The sequence below is a fragment of the Bradyrhizobium sp. USDA 4454 genome (assembly GCF_054822705.1).
The window spans coordinates 6,963,575-6,980,882 of the sequence record NZ_JBTRCN010000001.1 but is presented as its reverse complement, the minus strand read 5'-3'; the positions used below and the strand labels follow the sequence as shown (position 1 = coordinate 6,980,882).

The following is a 17,308-nucleotide window of genomic DNA, read 5'->3' as shown; positions in this document are numbered from 1 at the left end:
GCGAGGGACGGGGGACCTTCGATTTTTCGCGAGGATGTGAGCGATCCTTACCGATCGTTCATTCGCGAGCCGGGGCTGTAGTTTTCCGACGGACTCCCGCAATCGCACCAGCGCGCCTGCCGGCACCGAGGCTGGCGCGCTGCATAAGAACATGGGGAGGAGCCGAGATGAACACCTGGAACCAAATCTACAATCCGCTGGGCAATGCCGGCCTGTCGACCTTGGCTGCCGCCATTCCCGTGGTCACGCTGCTGGTCCTGATCGCCAGCGGCAAGGTGAAGGCACATATCGCGGCCATCATCGCCGTGATCGTGACCAATTTGATCACGATCTTCGTCTTCACCATGCCCGCCGGCATGTCGATCCGCGCCTCGATCCTCGGCATCGTGACCGGGTTCTTTCCGATCGGCTGGATCGTGCTCAACGTCATCTTCCTCTACCAGGTCACGGTGAGATGCGGGAAGTTCGAGCTGCTCAAGCGCGCAGTCGGCGGCGTCACCGAGGACCGCCGCTTGCAGCTGCTCTTGATCGCGTTCTCGTTCGGCGCCTTCTTCGAGGGCGCCTCGGGCTTCGGCACGCCGGTCGCGATCACCGGCGCGGTGCTGATCGGGCTCGGCTTCTCGCCGCTTGCGGCGTCCGGCCTGTCGCTGATCGCCAATACGGCGCCCGTCGCCTACGGCGCGCTCGGCACGCCGATCCAGGGCCTCGCCTCGGTCACCGGGCTCGACCCCTATATCCTCGGCGCGATGGTCGGCCGGCAGCTGCCGCTGTTCTCGCTGATCGTGCCGTTCTGGGTGGTGTGGGCCTTTGCCGGCTGGCGCGGCATGAAGGAAGTGTGGCCGGCGATCCTGGTCACCGGCGTGTCGTTCGCGGTCCCGCAATTCGTGATCTCGAACTACATCAATCCCTGGATCGTCGACATCGGCGCCTCGCTGATCTCGATGGGCGCGCTGATCCTGTTCCTGAAGGTCTGGCAGCCGCGCCAGCTCTGGCTGTCGCCGGCGCTGCGCGGCCGCGATGAATCGGCGGCGACGATGCAGGCTGCTCCGCCGCTCGACAAGACGCCGCTGACCCAGGGCGAATTGTGGAGCGCCCTCTTGCCATGGATCATCGTCTGCATCCTGATGCTGATCTGGGGCAATGGCGCCTTCAAGGCCTGGGCCAATGCCAACTTCGTCTGGAACTATCCGGTCCCCGAGCTCGACAAGCTGATCTTCAAGGTGCCGCCGGTGGCCGCCAAGCCGACGCCGGAAAGTGCCGTGTTCAGCTTCACCTATCTGTCGTTCACCGGCACCGGCATGCTGATCGCCGCGATCATCTCGGGCCTCTTGATGGGCTTCTCGCCTGCCAAGCTGATCGCCGAATATGGCCGCACCATCCGCCTTTGCGCGATCTCGCTGATCACGATCTCGGCGATGCTCGCGATCGGCACCCTGACCCGGCTGTCCGGCGTCGACGCCACGCTCGGCCTCGCCTTCGCGGCGACCGGCGTGCTCTATCCCTTCTTCGGCACCTTGCTCGGTTGGCTCGGCGTGGCGTTGACCGGATCGGATACCGCGTCGAACGTGCTGTTCGGCAATCTGCAGAAGATCACGTCCGAGCAGCTCGGCCTGCCGCCGGTGCTGATGGCGGCGGCGAACTCATCCGGCGGCGTGATGGGCAAGATGATCGACGCGCAATCGATCGTGGTCGCCTCGACCGCAACCAACTGGTACGGCCACGAGGGCTCGATCCTGCGCTACGTGTTCCTGCATTCGATCGTGCTGGCGTGTCTGGTCGGTGTGTTCGTGACCCTGCAGGCCTATGTCTATCCGTTCACGGCGATGGTCTTGAAATAACGCGGCGAGGCATCGCCCCAACCAGGATCCCCGCGGGCGGAGACCCCGCGGGGATTTTGCTTTTTCAAGCGGTTTTTCGCCGCGCCATTCTGGCCAATCGCGGCCTCGTCCCATAGAAGGGCGGCGTCGCAATTGGTGGGAATGATGTCGATGAAGCGGATTCTGAACGGCGGCATGGCCGCGTTGGTGCTGGCTGTTGCGGCTCTAGGTGCGGTTCCAGCCAAGGCTCAGGAAGAATTCCCGTTCGGCTTCGTGATGACGCTCGATGCCGCGCGCATGCCCGGCTCCAAGCGGATCCCCTCGATCGAAATCGGCGACAATGGCGAGGTGATCCTCGAGCTGTGGTGCGACGGCGGCAAGGGCCAGTTCTCGGTGGCCGGCAACACCATCGTGTTCGTTCCCGGCACGATGGAGAACCGTAGCTGCACGCCGGAACGGGCACAGGCCGACAAGGATCTGCTCGCGGCGCTCAGCGACATCACGAGCTGGCGGCGGCAGGGTGATCAGGTCACGTTTATCGGAAGCAAGCAGCTGCGCTACGTGATCAACAGCAACTGAGGCGCAGCCTCGCCGCTCAGGGCGTTGCGACCAATCCGCTTGCGGTGGCGACAATCCAGCGATTGCCCCAGCGCACGATGGAATCGACCCGGCCGAGGCCCGGAACGACGTCGCCGCGTGCGGCCATCCTGACGCCTTCCGGCCCTTCGAGCACGGCGGTGCCGTCGCGGACCTCGACCACCGACCATCCGGGGATCGTGCTTGGCCGGGTCTCCGGCGCTGTCGGGAGCGGCTGCTTCGGCCCCAGCGCCATGGCTTGCGCGTTCAGCGTCGTCGGCGCGGCACCGAGCACCTGCGGGCGTGGATTGGCAACGGATTTGGGAATACTGCCGGTGACCGATGGATCCGCGTTGGACGCCGTCCGCCGCGGGCTCTCGCTCCTTCGGCTCGGCGGCGCCTCTGCAAGATGCGGGGCGGGCGCTTCCTTCTGGGCTACCGGGACCGTGGCAGGAGTTGTGAAGAAGTCGTGCCAGTTGGCGCCGCCGGCCCATCCGAGCACGAAGCTGGCGGCGAGCGCGGTAGCTGCCAGCAGCGCGGTGCCGATCCGGTCTGCGAACGGCTCCCGTAGCAGCAGGGCGGCGTCGTGATTTTCGCCTGAGACGTCCCAGAGGTCCGCCGTCTGCGCCGGCGAATGACCCTCCGTCATATCCGTTGGCCAGATGCTACCAGGATCGATCGGCTCGCGGTCTTGCATGGCGTGACCTGTGTTCGGTGACGCAAAGCATGATCCTCGAAACTAAATCGAGCCTTAATTTTCGGTGACCGAACTGCGGCAGCACAAAGTCTTTTGGTCGCAGTGCTCCGTAGATTGACGGGCGCGGGGCGGCGGCCGACAGTTGGCAATGACCCAGTCAGCCTTCGAACCTCGTCCGAGATGCGCAAGCCTGACATCAGCATCGGCCCTGAAGATCACACGCAGCCGGAGGTCCGGCGGCTGATCGCGCTGTCGGATGCCTATCTGGCAGCACTGTACCCGCCCGACAGCAACCACCTTGTCGACGTCGCGGCGCTCGCCGTCCATGGCACGGCGTTTCCGGTCGCGCGGCGCGATGGCGAGGCGCTCGGCTCGATCGCCTTCCGCATCATCGCGCCTGGGCATGCCGAGATGCGCGGGCCGACGCGCGTCGAGCTGGGCTCGGCCTGCTCGAAGCGCTGGAGGATGCGGCGCGCAGTCGGCAGATCGCACGCCTCAGCCTGGAGCCCGGAATCCGGCAGCCGGAAGCGATCGCACTCTATCGCGCCGCCGGCTACCAGGAATGTCCGCCGTTCGGCGACTACGCCCCCGCTCCGCTCCGCCTGTTCTTGACCAAGCGCCTCTGACCGCAACAGGTGCTCGCCCACACCCACCGGTCGTTTCCGGACGTCGTCCGGGTCGTCGGCGAAGCGCCGGTTCAACCCGCGTAGCCACTCTGCTCGGGCAGGCGGATGAGGCCGAGCTGCAGCATGGCGGTGATCGCGTCTTCCTGTCCGAGCTCTTCGGCGATCCGTCCGTCCCGCACGCGCAGCACGGTGGTGCCGGCGAACGTCATCTTGCGGCCGGACGCCGCGGGCAGCGAGCCGAGGCGGAAGTCGCTGAACGCGGGTCCGGTGTGGGTGCCGCCGCCTTCCCAGCGGCCGACGACGAGATCGCCTTCCGCAACGAGGTCGCCAACGCCCCAGAAATTCAGATCCGGAAACGCCTCGCGGAACTCGGTCATGAACCGGGTGACCGCAGCGCGGCCCTTCTTCGGCTCGTGCATCGGGTAGTGCACGACAATGTCCGGCGTCGCGAGCTCCTCGATGATGTCTGGATTCCACGGGTTGCCCCAGAAGCCCGTGAACCATCGGCCGACCACATTCTTGTTTTGCTCTGACATCTCATCATCTCCATGTGCGCGTTGCCGCCATCGCGACCGGCGCTGTCGATGCGCGCATTAGGCAATGTGAGACGCGTGTCGCACCACCCGATTCCGGATCGGGCGTGCTGCCAGTCGTCAGGCGAAATTCCGCTTGGTCGATATGATGCGTGGCGGCGCTTCCCGAACGTCGTCGCGGAATCGGGAAGCGGGTGGCTCAGTGCCACACCGACTTGTCGGCGTCCCAGCGCTGGCCCTTGAACTCCTTGATCAGCGCGTCGATCGCGCCGTTGTCGTCCCTGGTCTCGCTACCTTCCTCGTCGCTGCTGGAATCGTCGGACAGGTTCAGCTTGGCGCCGGCGCTGTCGTCCGAGGTCGAGACGGTCGGGCTCGAGACCCACAGGATCAGTCTGTCGGAGCTGCCGGGCTTCTCCGGCGAGACGAGGGCGGTGAACTCGTAATTCTGGGTGAGGCCGAGCGCGGGGTAGATCGCACTGGGCCGCTTCAGCACCAGCTTGAGCTTGCCGGTGTTCGCATTCCACGTCGCCGAGGCGGGCTTTGCGGCAAGCGTCTTCGCCAGCACGCCGGCGACCGCGGTTGCCAGCTTGTCCTTGTTGATCTTGTCGCCGCTGGTCCAGTCGGCGGCGGCAAAGCGGATCGTGCGGTCCATCTCTACCACGCCGCTGGTCCACCCTGCCGCGGTGACGCCGGGCACAGACTTCGCCTTGGCGAGCAATGCGCTGGCGTGCTCGGGATCGACGGTGAGGTTGATAGTCTGCTCGCCGGAGCGCATCGCGTCGCAGGTCACCGACAGGCTCGAGGTGCCGATCTCGACGGCCTCGCCCTTCAAGCTCCTCAGGAAATCGGCCGCCGCATCGAGCTTCACCCGCACCCCGATCGATTCCGGCGAGACGTCGGTGAAATCCTTCGGCTGCGGCGTGATGCCGTCTTCGGTGGCTTGGTTGTCCTGGAATTCCTTCTCGCTGAGATCGGAATTGTCCGTCGAGGCGACTTCGGTGACGGTCTGGCCGATCGTGATCTGGCCGCGGAACTCAAACCCGTCGCCGCTCTGCTTGCGGTTCAGCTTGATGGTGACCGGCTGCTTGTCGGCGACGCTCTGGGTGGTGCCGGAGAGCGTTTGGCCGTTGATGGTGAGGTTGGCAACGAAGCGGTCCTTGCGGTCGGAGCCCTTGTCGGCGGGATAGCAGACGTCGAGCACCGCCGCAGTCACGGTCTTGCCCTGCCGGGTTTCCTTCAGGACGACGTCGGCATTGCCGTCCATCAGGCCGTCGATCGAGGTGAAATAGCGCGTCTCGGGGCCGCCCGCTGGCGTTGCCTTCGATTGCAACTTGATCTGGGCGACAGCTGGGGCCGAGGCGACGACAAGACCGAGCAGCAGGAGCGGGAGCGCGCGCATACGATAAGTCCTCGAAGGGCAGAATCGGTTCCGTCGTAACTAGCAAACCTCCTTGTCATTGGCCAAAAAAGAAGGCCGCCTGACGGCGGCAATCAATTTCGGATGATCTGACCTTTGGCACTGGCATGCCCGCCCAGAGAACGGCGTCGCCGATGTGCGGGCATGACGAACGGAGACGGGCTCCGCTTCACGCACGATCATTAAGATCCTCGCCGTTCTCCAGCCTGCCACGCAGCGTGCTGACGACGCCGCTCATGGCTTCGATGTCCTTCATCGAAAGTCCGTCGGCGAGGCCGTTCACCCAGGGCAGTTGCAGGCGCATCGCCGCGTCGAAGGCCTGCCGCCCCTTTTCGGTCAGCACGACGAGCTGCGCGCGGCGATGATGCGGGTTGGTCTCGAATGTGACGAGCCCGTCCCGTTCGAGGTCGTTGACGATCCGCTGCACGTTCTGTCTGGCCGCGCCGAGGTCGCGCGCCAGCCACGCCACCGGTTGCGGGCGCTCGGCGGCAACGATGGCGCCGAGGATCTGCCAGCGCGCGCTGGTCAGCCCGAGCCCGGCAACCAGCCGGTCGCCCGATGTGAACAGCAGGCTGTTCAGCCGGAACAGGTCGAGAATCAGGCTGCTCAGGGCTTCGCCCGCTGGCGTTCGTTTTGTAGGCATTTGTCACTATATAAACGTATTGACATTATAATGTCAAGCATCGTATCGATCTGACCGAAATGACATCATAGCACCATACCAGGAGCCGCCCATGCCGCAGATGCGCCCCCTCGACCCCGCTTTCCCGATCGATCGCCAGCTCGCGGTCGATGCCAGCAACGTCGTGCTGGTTAACCTGTTCACGCTCGAAAAGGCCGACGAGCGGAGCTTCCTGAAAGCCTGGCAGGACGACGCGGCCATCATGAAGCGGCAGCCTGGCTTCATCTCGACCCAGCTGCACCGCGCGCTCGGCGACAGCCCGGCCTATCTGAACTACGCGGTCTGGGAATCCACCGCCGCCTTCCGCGCCGCGTTCATGAACCCCGAGTTCAGGGCCAAGCTGTCGGCCTATCCCGCTTCCGCACTGGCATCGCCGCACCTGTTCCAGAAAGTGGCGGTGCCGGACGTCTGCGTCGCGTAACTCAACTATGCACCAGCACGCCGACGCCGAGCGTGGCGGCGGCAGCCAGGAAGGAGATGTCCAGGAAACGCAGCGGCGCTTTTGGACGGCGGCCGGCAGAGCCGGACATGACGTAGTAGAGGCCGTAACCCGCCGCGACGAGCGCGAACGTCACTGTCTGCCGGATCCAGAAGGTCAGGACGACCGCGAGATCGTCGATGTCGTCCCGGGCATAGGCGCCCAGCGCGAGCACCGCGCCGATTGCGTAGAACAGCGCCAGCGTTGCTGTCAGTGATTTGGCGTCGCGGGACATCCGATGATCCTAGGCCTCAATCGTCATTGAGCTGCAAAAAAGAAGGCCGCCCGGAGGCGGCCTTCGATCTCGGTTGCGCGGGTCCGGCTCAGAAGCCGCCCATGCCGCCCATTCCACCCATGCCGCCGCCCGGCATTGCCGGCGCCGCGTCCTTCGGCACTTCGGCGACCATGGCCTCGGTGGTCACCAGCAGGCCGGCGACGGAAGAAGCGTCCTGCAAGGCGGTGCGCACCACCTTGGCTGGGTCGATGATGCCCTTGTCGACCATGTCGACATAGTCCTCGGTCTGGGCGTCGAAGCCGAAGGTCTCCGACTTGTTCTCGAGGATCTTGCCGACCACGATCGAGCCCTCGACACCGGCATTCTCCGAGATCTGGCGGATCGGAGCTTCCAGCGCCTTGAGCACGATGTTGATGCCGGCCTGGACGTCGGCATTGTCGTTGGAGAGGCGGCCGACCGCCTTCTTGGCGCGCAGCAAGGCGACGCCGCCGCCCGGCACGATGCCTTCCTGCACCGCGGCGCGGGTCGCGTTCAGCGCGTCCTCGACACGGTCCTTCTTCTCCTTGACCTCGACCTCGGTCGCGCCGCCGACCTTGATGACGGCAACGCCGCCGGCGAGCTTGGCGAGGCGCTCCTGCAGCTTCTCACGGTCGTAGTCCGAGGTGGTCTCCTCGATCTGCGCCTTGATCTGGCCGACGCGGGCGTCGATGTCCTTCTTCTTGCCGGCGCCCTTGACGATCGTGGTGTTCTCCTTGTCGATCACGATCTTGCCGGCGCGGCCGAGCATGTTGACCGTGACGTTCTCGAGCTTCATGCCGAGGTCGTCGGAGATCAGCTGACCGCCGGTCAGGATCGCGATGTCCTCCAGCATCGCCTTGCGGCGATCGCCGAAGCCCGGCGCCTTGACGGCGGCGACCTTGAGCCCGCCGCGCAGGCGGTTGACCACCAGGGTTGCCAGCGCCTCGCCCTCGACGTCCTCGGCGACGATCAAGAGCGGACGGCCCGACTGCACCACGGCTTCCAGCACCGGCAGCATCGCCTGCAGGCCGGACAGCTTCTTCTCGTGCAGCAGGATGTAGGCATCCTCGAGCTCGGCAGTCATCTTCTCGGCGTTGGTGATGAAGTACGGCGAGAGGTAGCCGCGGTCGAACTTCATGCCCTCGACGATGTCGACCTCGGTCTCGAGCGACTTGTTCTCCTCGACCGTGATGACGCCCTCGTTGCCGACCTTCTGCATCGCCTGCGCGATCATCTTGCCGATCGCGGTGTCGCCATTGGCCGAGATGGTGCCGACCTGGGCGACCTCGGAGGAGGCGGCGACCGGCTTGGCACGCTTCTCGATGTCCTTGACCACGGCCGACACCGCGATGTCGATGCCGCGCTTGAGGTCCATCGGGTTCATGCCGGCTGCGACCGACTTGGCGCCCTCGCGCACGATGGCCTGCGCCAGCACGGTCGCGGTGGTGGTGCCGTCACCGGCGGTGTCGTTGGTCTTGGAAGCGACCTCGCGCAGCATCTGCGCGCCCATGTTCTCGAACTTGTCGTCGAGTTCGATCTCCTTGGCGACGGTGACGCCGTCCTTGGTGATGCGGGGCGCGCCGAACGACTTCTCGATGACGACGTTGCGGCCCTTCGGGCCGAGCGTCACCTTGACGGCGTTGGCGAGCACGTCGACGCCGCGCAGCATGCGGTCGCGGGCGTCTCCGGCGAATTTTACGTCCTTGGCAGCCATTGTTTTGAACTCCTGGGAAAAGCGTCATCCCTTGCATAACGGCTTTGCCGTCATTGCTCGAGGAGCGGGCCTTGGCCCGCGTCTCGAAGGATGAATTGTGGATGCTCACCCTTCGAGACGGCAGCTTTGCTGCCTTCTCAGGGTGAGGGAGAGAGGTGCGATCAGGCCAGCACGCCCATGATGTCGGACTCCTTCATGATCAGGAGTTCCTGGTTGTCGAGCTTGACCTCGGTGCCCGACCACTTGCCGAACAGCACGCGGTCGCCGACCTTGAGGTCGATCGGGATCAGCTTGCCGGCCTCGTCGCGGCCACCCGGGCCGACGGCGACGATCTCGCCCTGCGACGGCTTCTCCTTGGCCGAGTCCGGAATGATGATGCCGCCCTTGGACTTCTCCTCGGCATCGATACGCTTGACCACGACGCGGTCGTGCAGCGGGCGGAAATTGGATTTAGCCATGGCGTTTCCTCTTGAAGGTCCTCTGGAGGCTTGGTTTCAGGTCCGGTTCATCGAGACCGGCATTGAATGCCGGTCCGGTCGGCGCCAGGCAGGAGGCCCAGCGGATTTAGCAATCGTGGTGCAAGAGTGCTAATTGTGCGCCGGGGAATATGGCTTGGCGCAGTTTATGTCAAGCAAACGGGTTAAGGCCTTGGTGAGGCCAATATAGGATGGTGGAGCAGAAACCAAATCGTAGCGATGACTTAATTTTGTCAGACGTCATTGCTCCGTCTTAAGTTTTACGCTTGGCTGCATGACGGGTGCGGCCGGGACATAGTCGGGGGATACACATGATCAGGTCACTCAACGCGCGATTGGTCGCACGGTTCGCGGCTGTTTCGGCGCTGACGACACTTTTGGGGGCGTGCGGCAGCATGAGCTTGCCGTCGCTGTCGTCGAACCCCGAGCCGGCACCCGTCGAACCGGGCGTTGCTCCGGAGATGCCGGCGTCGATCCGCGCCGACGAGATTGTCGGCCGCTGGGGCCTCGCCTCATTCCAGAATCCCGCCGATCGCGCCCGCACCGAGGCCGCCGCCCGCGGCCAGTGCAAGCAGCCCTACGTGATCGGTGCCGGCCAGAACGGCGGCGTCATCATGCATCTGGCCGACCAGGCCACCCCGCAGGAACTGCGGCTGAAGGGTTCCCCGAGCGGCAAGAACTATATCGGCCCGCCCGGACCCGTGCCCGGCGAGCAGGACCGCGAGATCCTCTCGTTCGACGGCCGGGTCATGATCACCCGCTTCGTCGACAAGGACGCCGGCACCCGCTACGGCAACATGGTCTATGTCCGCTGCGCGCCGAGGGCGTGACGGCGAGGCATCGGTTCACGTCCGGCTAGTTCCGCATCGAAGGTTCGCCTGGGAGAAGGGAAGCAGGTCTGTGCCCTGATCCAAACAAAACCGCCGACCCCGGGGGCCGGCGGTTGCATTTGTCTTGGAACGACGGGACACGGATCCGACCTGCCGTCCGCAGCCCAAAATCGTGACCCGCAAACACTCGATCTACCGCCGCACGCCGACGCGGTTGACGCCGCCGTTCATGTTGCCGCCCACGTTATGCCGGACCGCAGCGCGCGCCACCGGACGGGGTCTGAGCACGACGCCCGCCCGCGCCACGCAGCCTGCCGGATAACCGACATAGGTGCAGTAAACGACGGCATTGGCCGGTGCCGGAGTGAGCGCGACAGCTGCAAACCCCAACATCAGGCTGACCGCAATTCCCGCAAATGTTGCGGACCTGATCGAAAGAATGTTCGTCCGACTCATGTGATCCTCCCTCATCGCACGCGAACCGAAAGGTGATTGCGCCGCTTCAGATGCGGTCTGTCGGAACGTCAGCCACGCGGAATGATGTATTGTTGACGTAGATCAACCGTGGGTGCGATCAATCGCTCCGTGAGATTGCTGCCTCACCAGAAATGAGGGCGGCTCACCGGGCCGCCCCGCATTCTTGGTGGTGTTGCGTCGACTTCACTGACAGACGTACATGTGGCCGTCGGCCCATTTCGTCATCGTGCCGGGCTCGCAGCCGATGCCATTCGCAGCCTTGTAGTCCGCCCATCCCGTATAGCCGTAATACGGGCTGACCCCCTGATAGGCCCGGGCCGGATAGTACGGCTGGCCAAAGTGGGGATCGGTCTGGGCGGCATAGGCATCGGTCCAATTGTTGGTGCCCCAGCCGGCATTGGCCGGCGCCGTGGCGGCCGCTGTAGCAACCGCCGCCGTGGCGGCGATGCCGGCGCCGACCCCGTAATGCCGATATCCGTAGCCGTATCCGTAGGCGGCGCGCCGGGTGTGACGACGTGCCACGCCCGCGGCGCTCATCGGCGTCAACGGCCGGCCGACACGTGCCTGGGCGCTCTCGATCGACGCCGAGATGCCACTCTGCGCGGACCAGGTGACGGAGAACAGTGCCGCGCAGGCGAACGTCGAAAGTGCAATTGCAGTATTCCGGACAATTCGTTGCGTCATGCTCAACCTCCTGCGTTGGGTACTCCAGTGACTCCACCCCAATCAGTGATCCGGCAACAAGGCGCACGCGATCAGCGCGAATGAAAGAAATCCGCCGCCGATCGCCACGGCCTCAAATATGGGCTCCCGCCGCAATTCCGAGAGCAGTCGGCGCGAAGCGCTCTTCACCGGGAGTTCAATCGCGCGCTTGCACAGCAAGCGCCATGTCTCAAGCTCTGCGCATCGAACGAACGCAGCCAGCGCAGTGCGAATCTGAAGCTTCGTGCTGGTCGAAAGTACAAGAGCATGCGTGGGGGCAACCGGAATAATCCCGGAAGTCCATGCAACCGGCACCCAACGCTGGCTCCCAGCATACGCATGACGAATTACCCTCAGCGACAATATGCGCCCGCACCGGCAAAGCTGCCAGCAGATTTACACGCGTCGCATGTGGCACAGACTGCATACTGTAGAGACAGAGTTTTTCGCTGATTTGGTCTTTGTCGCGATACCGTTGATTTATGTCAAAGGTCGTGCGGTTCTCGAATGAGACGCTGTTGCCGACCACGCGCAGATCAATGCGGTCTTGCGGCCGATAGCCGCTTGACGCTGTGCTGAGCCAAGCTTCAGCGCAGATACGTGCCCTTGGGCAAAGAAACTCGACGATGTGCACAATGGCGGATGGAGCGATCCATGCCGGTGGCGCGATATGTCCTGTGTGTCGGCGGAGTGTTGCTCGCGCTGCTCTTGCTTCTGGATGCCACCCTGCCGAATTCTCCGCTGGCGCAGCGGGCCGAAGCGATCCGTCCAACCATTCGTATCCATTCGATGGAAAAGCTGCCCGATCTCGTCGTGTACGATACCAGCCAGCCGACGATCGTTCCTGAACAGGTCGCGGAGATTCCCGTTCCGGCCTCAGACGAAGCCGCCGGGCCTTCTCCGATTGTTCGCGAGCGGGAAGCGTTCGCCCAGATGCAGCCCGCCGAAATCGAGCGGCCAAAATCGTCGGTCCGCAAAACAAGAGAAGCGAAGTCGCCTCGGAAGTATGCCCATGCAAGGAGGCACGTACCGTCACCTTACGCGCATTTTGCCGAGCGACGTCCGCGATACGGATGGTTCGACAACTACATCTGGTGATCAACGTGCATATGGTTGCACGGAAAACCGCGAGCCTTGACGCAAGTCAAAGGCCAAGCCTTTCCGTCCCTCTGGAGTGGAGCTGTGGTGCCTCAAACGATTGGATGGAGGAACACAATGATCCGCTTGTTTGCTGTTTTTGTCCTCGCTTTATGTGTCGGAGCATCTGCGCAAGCCATGACACCCGCGCCGCTCGTTCAGACGGAAACCACCGTAATAAGGGTCGCCGTCGGCTGCGGTCCGGGCCGAACGCGAATCAACGGTGTATGCGTTGCGAGAACGACCATTCGTCACACCCGCCGGGCCGCTCGCAGGTGCGTGCGCTGGCAGGGCGGCGCTTGCGCCTTGTATGAATGAACGGACCTGAACTGGCGTCCAGGTCGTAACTGGACGCCAGGGCAGTAGCGCAACCAGTCGCATGAATGCTTTCGATCATCCATGACAATCAGCGGCCGACAGCCCGCCGGATCTGCCGTGTCCTATTGAGCTTCGAGTAGCAGGGCGGCCAACACCAGCATCGGCCAAAGGGCGTTTGCAGCCAGGGTGATGAGGAGCAGCACGTCACCGCCAAGCGCTTCGGCCCATCGACGCTTGAGCTTGCGGGGCAATATGCGCGATTGAGGTGCAAGCTGCTGTCGGCCAGCTGTTTCGACTTTTGCAGCGTTGATGGGAGGGGGCGCGGCTCGATGTCGCAGCAGGCTCTGTTCGTCATAGAGGACGTCAATTGGCGGGTTCGGTTTTAAGCACCCGGGTGCCATGAACGATCCCTTCCATCGAGCGCCCATCTACGTCGGAAGCCTTGAAAACGCTAGGGCGGTTTGTGCCACGGGACCCAAAGAGGGATCCAAGTCTCTGCCGCCCGCAGCCTGAAACAGCGCAAGACAGTTCGGTCGCTTGAAATATGAGCCTTACGAGCCTTGATCTCGCAGTTCGAGCGTAACGAGCCTCGCCAGCAGCGTGGCTGGGTAGAGCTGGCCGATCACGCTCTCGATATTGCACAGGCTACGCGCTATCGGATGCACGGGGATGATATCCCCGTAACCGGTCGATGTGAGCGTGACGAAACTCAGGTAATAGACCGAGCTGGCCAGCGCCGAGTCATCCTCGAAATTCATTCCCTTGAATGAGTCCGGTAACCACAAGCCGAGGAAGACGAATAGCGTTCCGAAGCCGAGCCCGATCAGCAGATAGAGGAGGATCGCACCGATGATCCGATGATAGGTGACGCGACCGCGCCGGAATACGGCGTGCGCAATCACCGCTCCGAGCGTGAGCGCAATGGCGAGCCAGCCGGCTGCCAGGATGATGATGTTGTATGGCGACGGAGGATAAAGCAGGCGCAGCAAGACGACCGCGGCATTGGCGATGACGCCGAGCAACATGAAGCCGAGCGCCGCTGGATGGTCGGAAATGACGACCATGCCCGCGACGATGCCGAACAGGGCGACGATCGTCAGTCCGTGAAACGCAAACAGACCCGATGAATGCAGTGGCGCGAGCACGAACATGTAGAGCGCGAGCAGTGCTGCGAGCATCGTGACCAGTCGGTCGCCGTATTCGCGCCGAATCTGCCGCATGCCGTAGACAGGGTTTGGCACTGTCGCTCCTTACCCTCCGGGTTCCGTTGCCGGAACTTTGACGGTAGTTGCGTTCAGGGCCGGCGCCGTTATTTGATTTGGGTCAATGATCTCAGCGAATGTCTCGATCGGTAAGTCGCCTTGACCAATCCGTCATGCTGCGGCGAGGAGCGTGCGCGAAAACGATCCTTGCGGGAGTGCGCCATCGCTCAAACAAAAACGCCGGCCCGCGGGCCGGCGTTTTTCGTAATGATCTGGCGATCGCTCAGTCGAACATCGCGTCGATATCGTCCTGCGAGGCGTGCCCGGCATCGCCGTCGAGCTTCGGGCCGTTGAGCAGGCGGGCATCGCCCTCGCGGGTGTCGACGATCGGCGGGACATGGCTCTTGATGGCGTCGACGCCGCCCCAGATGTTCATCATCTCGTTGATGTGCTGCTCGATGAACTTCATCGTCTGCATCACCTTGTTGATGCGCTGGCCGGTGAGGTCCTGGAAGTTGCAGGCCTCGAAGATCGAGACCACGCGCTCCTGGATGTCCTCGCTGAGCAGCTTCTGCTGGTCGGGCGTGACGTTCTTCGACAGCGCGGTCGCGGCCTGGTCGATCGCCTCGACCGCCTCGAGGATCTGCTGGGTCGCCTGTTCGGTGCCGCCGACCACGGCGCCGAGCTCGCCATTGACCTTGGCCATCTCCTCGCCGTTGAAGCTCTTGCCGTGCAGCACGGCGATCTCGCGCTTGGTGCGGCTGATCGCGTCATGGATCAGGTCGAGCTCGACCTTGAGCTTCTCGCATTGTTCGACCTGCGCGCGGTAGGTCTCGAGCAGCGCGTGGGTTTCGGCGACTTCGCGGGCGACGGCGGCGTCGACGCTGTCGCCGGTGCGCTGCGCCGGTGCTGCGGCCATCTGGGCGCGGATCGAGCGAAGCTCGGCCATGATCTCACGATGCATCGGACCGAGATCGCCGCCGCCGGCAACTTCCGGCTCCGGCATCACGACGTCGCCCATCGCCTGTTCGACACGAAAACGCTTGCGCTTCACTGACATGATTTTCATTCCCGCCCCTTCTACTGATGACCGTTCTAGACAGGGTGGATTTAACGTCAGGTTCACGCCGGAACAGATGCCCACGCGGCGGCCGGCGACCGCGATACCAACGATTAACCAATGCCGCCGCGGCGTTCACGCAAAATAAACGCTGTCGGGCAAAACCGCGCGTCCTTGCCGGGATGGTGAATCGAAACGGCCGATCCGTTTACCAAACCGATGCGGTTTTCATTGCTTATTGACCACGTGCAACGGGCGCAGCGCGCGCCTCGCGCAGTCAGTCACGACGAAACCAGTACAGAGTACGTCGATGTTCAGGAAAACCACGCTTGCGCTGCTCGCCGGCGCCTCTTCGCTTGTTGCAATTCCCCAATATGCCATGGCGATCGACGCCGCGGCTCGGCCCGAGCCCACCGTGATCTACGCCAACCAGGGCGCACCGACGCCGCCGATGCGCACCGCCTATGTGCAGCCGCAGCGCTCCAACATGGGTGGCGGCTTCATCGAATTCCTGTTCGGCGATGCGCCGTCGTCGCAGGGTTATTCGCCGCAGTATCAGCAGCAGCCCGGCTATTACGGCAACCGCCAGCTGCCGCCGATGGATCCGCAGCAGCAGATGATCCGTCAGCAGGAAGAGGCCGCGGGCGATCCGACCCAGCGTCCGTTCGATCCGCGTTATGAGAAGCAGCTGGTCGACTACAGCGGCAGGGAAAGCGCCGGCACCATCGTCGTCGATACGCCGAACAAGTTCCTCTATCTGGTGCAGGGCGATGGCCGCGCGCTGCGCTACGGCATCGGCGTCGGCCGGCCCGGCTTCACCTGGGCCGGCACCAAGACGATCTCGGCGAAGAAAGAATGGCCGGCCTGGACGCCGCCGCCGGAAATGCTGGCGCGCCGTCCCGATTTGCCGCGGCACATGGAAGGCGGCCCGGAGAATCCGCTCGGGGCGCGCGCGATGTATCTCGGCTCCTCGCTGTACCGCATCCACGGCTCCAACGAGCCCTGGACCATCGGCACCAACGTCTCGTCCGGCTGCATCCGGATGCGCAACGAGGACGTCATCGACCTCTATGGCCGCGTCAATGTCGGCGCCAAGGTCGTCGTGATGTGAGTGTGTCGCCTGCGTAGCCCGGATGAAGCGCAGCGAAATCCGGGGCATTGCACCGAGGCTAGACCTGCCCCGGATTGCGCTTCGCTGCATCCGGGCTACGGATTGATCAAAACATTACGGCCGCTCGATGAGAGCGGCCGTTTGTCGTTCAGGCGCCACGCATACGCTTACGCGTAGTTGCTGTCGTCACCATCTCCGCCGCCGTCGAAGCCGTCGTCATCATTGCCGAAGTCGTCGGAATCGTGGTCGTTGCTGTTGTAATTGTCATCGTTGTTGTTCGAGGCCTGGTCGAACAGGCCGGAGCGCGAGCCGCTGTCGCGGTTGGAGCCGATGTCGTTGACCCCGGCGTCACGCGCGAGGTCGCTCGACGACTGGTCGCCGCCCCAGGGACGCGAACCGCCTAGGCCGCCGGCATCGGCCAGCGATTGATGGCCGCCACCCATCATGCCGCGGATGCTGGACAGCAACAGCCCGCCGCCGACCACGCCGGCCGCGGCCGCCGCCGCCGTGCCGAGGAACGAGCCGCCACCGCTGCCGGGACCTCCGAAGGCCGAGGGCTGCGGGCCGCCGTAAGGCTGGCTATACTGGGGCGGCTGGCCATAGCCGCCGCCGGCCTGCTGCATCGCCTGGCCCGAGTTCCAGACCGGGCGGCTGCCGCCGATGTCAGGCGCGCGTACCGGCGGCACCGAACCATGCGGCTGCTGGCTCTGCCCCTGGCCGAAGATCGCATCACGCATCGAATCGAGGAAACCGCCGCCCTGCTGCTGTGCGGGCTGCTGCTGGCCGACCGCGGCCTCGAGTTCCTGGATCCGGTCATGGGCGCGCTTCAGTGCCTCGTCCTGCACCAGGGCGGTCTGCACCAGCGCGTAGACCGCATTCGGCGCACTGCGCAGGCCCTGCATGATCGCGGACATGGCCTCGCTGTCGCGCGGGGCATTCTCCAGCTTGGCGAGCCGGTCGAAGAGATCGTCGATCAATTGGCGTTCTTGCGGTGTCATGGCGTTCTCCATCGCGTCGATCGAATCGGCGCGCGGCTGATGTAGGACGAGGTTTGTGGCGCAGGGAGTGGGGGCCAGAATTAAATTTATGTATGCGACAATACGACCGGCGGATTTTGATGAACCCAAAGCGTTTTCGAGCGAAGTGGATACCCGGTTCGCACAGCAATCAAGTTTACGCAGATTGCGTAGACTTATCTGCGG

At 64.0% G+C, this 17,308-nt stretch carries 19 protein-coding genes; 7 read left to right on the top strand and 12 right to left on the bottom strand.

Translation table 11 applies throughout. The annotated features are described in order from the left end of the window. Positions 1 to 167 precede the first annotated feature (167 nt). Positions 168 to 1,838: an L-lactate permease gene (locus ACVIW0_RS32495; protein ID WP_461356067.1), complete on the top strand. Its 1,671-nt coding sequence runs from the start codon at positions 168 to 170 to the stop codon at positions 1,836 to 1,838. A 141-nt stretch (positions 1,839 to 1,979) separates the two neighbouring features. Next, complete coding sequence (locus ACVIW0_RS32490) at positions 1,980 to 2,396, top strand: META domain-containing protein (RefSeq protein ID WP_461356066.1); 417 nt, start codon at positions 1,980 to 1,982, stop codon at positions 2,394 to 2,396. Positions 2,397 to 2,412: 16 nt separating this feature from the next. Here ACVIW0_RS32490 and ACVIW0_RS32485 read toward each other — a convergent pair whose 3' ends face one another. Then, positions 2,413 to 3,042 carry a hypothetical protein gene (locus ACVIW0_RS32485; protein ID WP_461356065.1) on the bottom strand — a complete coding sequence of 210 codons (630 nt, stop codon included), beginning with the start codon at positions 3,040 to 3,042 and terminating at the stop codon, positions 2,413 to 2,415. A 228-nt stretch (positions 3,043 to 3,270) separates the two neighbouring features. Between ACVIW0_RS32485 and ACVIW0_RS32480 the strand changes: the two genes are divergently transcribed. Continuing rightward, positions 3,271 to 3,702 carry a hypothetical protein gene (locus ACVIW0_RS32480; RefSeq protein ID WP_461356064.1) on the top strand — a complete coding sequence of 144 codons (432 nt, stop codon included), beginning with the start codon at positions 3,271 to 3,273 and terminating at the stop codon, positions 3,700 to 3,702. Positions 3,703 to 3,787: 85 nt separating this feature from the next. Here ACVIW0_RS32480 and ACVIW0_RS32475 read toward each other — a convergent pair whose 3' ends face one another. From ACVIW0_RS32475 to ACVIW0_RS32465, 3 genes are all read right to left on the bottom strand, one after another. Next, positions 3,788 to 4,252 (bottom strand): ester cyclase, encoded by a 465-nt coding sequence (locus tag ACVIW0_RS32475; protein WP_461356063.1) that lies wholly within the window; start codon positions 4,250 to 4,252, stop codon positions 3,788 to 3,790. Between the two features lie 196 nt (positions 4,253 to 4,448). Next, on the bottom strand, positions 4,449 to 5,648 hold the full coding sequence (locus tag ACVIW0_RS32470; protein ID WP_461356062.1) for a hypothetical protein: 1,200 nt from the start codon (positions 5,646 to 5,648) through the stop codon (positions 4,449 to 4,451). Positions 5,649 to 5,835: 187 nt separating this feature from the next. Further along, positions 5,836 to 6,309, bottom strand: coding sequence for a MarR family winged helix-turn-helix transcriptional regulator (locus ACVIW0_RS32465; protein WP_461356061.1), 474 nt, complete (start codon positions 6,307 to 6,309; stop codon positions 5,836 to 5,838). Between the two features lie 91 nt (positions 6,310 to 6,400). Between ACVIW0_RS32465 and ACVIW0_RS32460 the strand changes: the two genes are divergently transcribed. After that, positions 6,401 to 6,769 carry an antibiotic biosynthesis monooxygenase family protein gene (locus ACVIW0_RS32460; RefSeq protein WP_461356060.1) on the top strand — a complete coding sequence of 123 codons (369 nt, stop codon included), beginning with the start codon at positions 6,401 to 6,403 and terminating at the stop codon, positions 6,767 to 6,769. Position 6,770: 1 nt separating this feature from the next. Here the strand turns inward: ACVIW0_RS32460 and ACVIW0_RS32455 are convergent, their stop codons facing one another. From ACVIW0_RS32455 to ACVIW0_RS32445, 3 genes are all read right to left on the bottom strand, one after another. Next, positions 6,771 to 7,061, bottom strand: coding sequence for a hypothetical protein (locus tag ACVIW0_RS32455; RefSeq protein ID WP_461356059.1), 291 nt, complete (start codon positions 7,059 to 7,061; stop codon positions 6,771 to 6,773). 88 nt (positions 7,062 to 7,149) lie between these two features. Beyond that, positions 7,150 to 8,793 carry a chaperonin GroEL gene (gene groL / locus ACVIW0_RS32450; protein WP_461356058.1) on the bottom strand — a complete coding sequence of 548 codons (1,644 nt, stop codon included), beginning with the start codon at positions 8,791 to 8,793 and terminating at the stop codon, positions 7,150 to 7,152. 161 nt (positions 8,794 to 8,954) lie between these two features. Further along, positions 8,955 to 9,251 carry a co-chaperone GroES gene (locus ACVIW0_RS32445; RefSeq protein WP_173638580.1) on the bottom strand — a complete coding sequence of 99 codons (297 nt, stop codon included), beginning with the start codon at positions 9,249 to 9,251 and terminating at the stop codon, positions 8,955 to 8,957. 329 nt (positions 9,252 to 9,580) lie between these two features. Here ACVIW0_RS32445 and ACVIW0_RS32440 point away from each other — a divergent pair, with 329 nt between their 5' ends. Further along, positions 9,581 to 10,099 carry a hypothetical protein gene (locus tag ACVIW0_RS32440; RefSeq protein ID WP_461356057.1) on the top strand — a complete coding sequence of 173 codons (519 nt, stop codon included), beginning with the start codon at positions 9,581 to 9,583 and terminating at the stop codon, positions 10,097 to 10,099. Positions 10,100 to 10,291: 192 nt separating this feature from the next. On the opposite strand, the gene ACVIW0_RS32435 is transcribed toward ACVIW0_RS32440, so the two are convergent. Continuing rightward, complete coding sequence (locus ACVIW0_RS32435; protein ID WP_461356056.1) at positions 10,292 to 10,555, bottom strand: hypothetical protein; 264 nt, start codon at positions 10,553 to 10,555, stop codon at positions 10,292 to 10,294. A gap of 204 nt (positions 10,556 to 10,759) precedes the next feature. Next, on the bottom strand, positions 10,760 to 11,260 hold the full coding sequence (locus tag ACVIW0_RS32430; protein ID WP_461356055.1) for a hypothetical protein: 501 nt from the start codon (positions 11,258 to 11,260) through the stop codon (positions 10,760 to 10,762). A gap of 672 nt (positions 11,261 to 11,932) precedes the next feature. Here ACVIW0_RS32430 and ACVIW0_RS32425 point away from each other — a divergent pair. After that, complete coding sequence (locus ACVIW0_RS32425) at positions 11,933 to 12,376, top strand: hypothetical protein (RefSeq protein ID WP_461356054.1); 444 nt, start codon at positions 11,933 to 11,935, stop codon at positions 12,374 to 12,376. A gap of 908 nt (positions 12,377 to 13,284) precedes the next feature. On the opposite strand, the gene ACVIW0_RS32420 is transcribed toward ACVIW0_RS32425, so the two are convergent. After that, positions 13,285 to 13,911 carry an ion channel gene (locus ACVIW0_RS32420; protein ID WP_461356053.1) on the bottom strand — a complete coding sequence of 209 codons (627 nt, stop codon included), beginning with the start codon at positions 13,909 to 13,911 and terminating at the stop codon, positions 13,285 to 13,287. A 307-nt stretch (positions 13,912 to 14,218) separates the two neighbouring features. Next, positions 14,219 to 14,995 carry a protein phosphatase CheZ gene (locus tag ACVIW0_RS32415; protein ID WP_461357489.1) on the bottom strand — a complete coding sequence of 259 codons (777 nt, stop codon included), beginning with the start codon at positions 14,993 to 14,995 and terminating at the stop codon, positions 14,219 to 14,221. Between the two features lie 310 nt (positions 14,996 to 15,305). Between ACVIW0_RS32415 and ACVIW0_RS32410 the strand changes: the two genes are divergently transcribed. After that, positions 15,306 to 16,106 carry a L,D-transpeptidase gene (locus ACVIW0_RS32410; RefSeq protein ID WP_461356052.1) on the top strand — a complete coding sequence of 267 codons (801 nt, stop codon included), beginning with the start codon at positions 15,306 to 15,308 and terminating at the stop codon, positions 16,104 to 16,106. Positions 16,107 to 16,273: 167 nt separating this feature from the next. Here the strand turns inward: ACVIW0_RS32410 and ACVIW0_RS32405 are convergent, their stop codons facing one another. Beyond that, the gene (locus ACVIW0_RS32405; protein WP_461356051.1) at positions 16,274 to 17,104 is read right to left on the bottom strand and encodes a DUF2076 domain-containing protein; all 831 of its coding nucleotides are present in this window, start codon (positions 17,102 to 17,104) and stop codon (positions 16,274 to 16,276) included. Positions 17,105 to 17,308 lie beyond the last annotated feature (204 nt).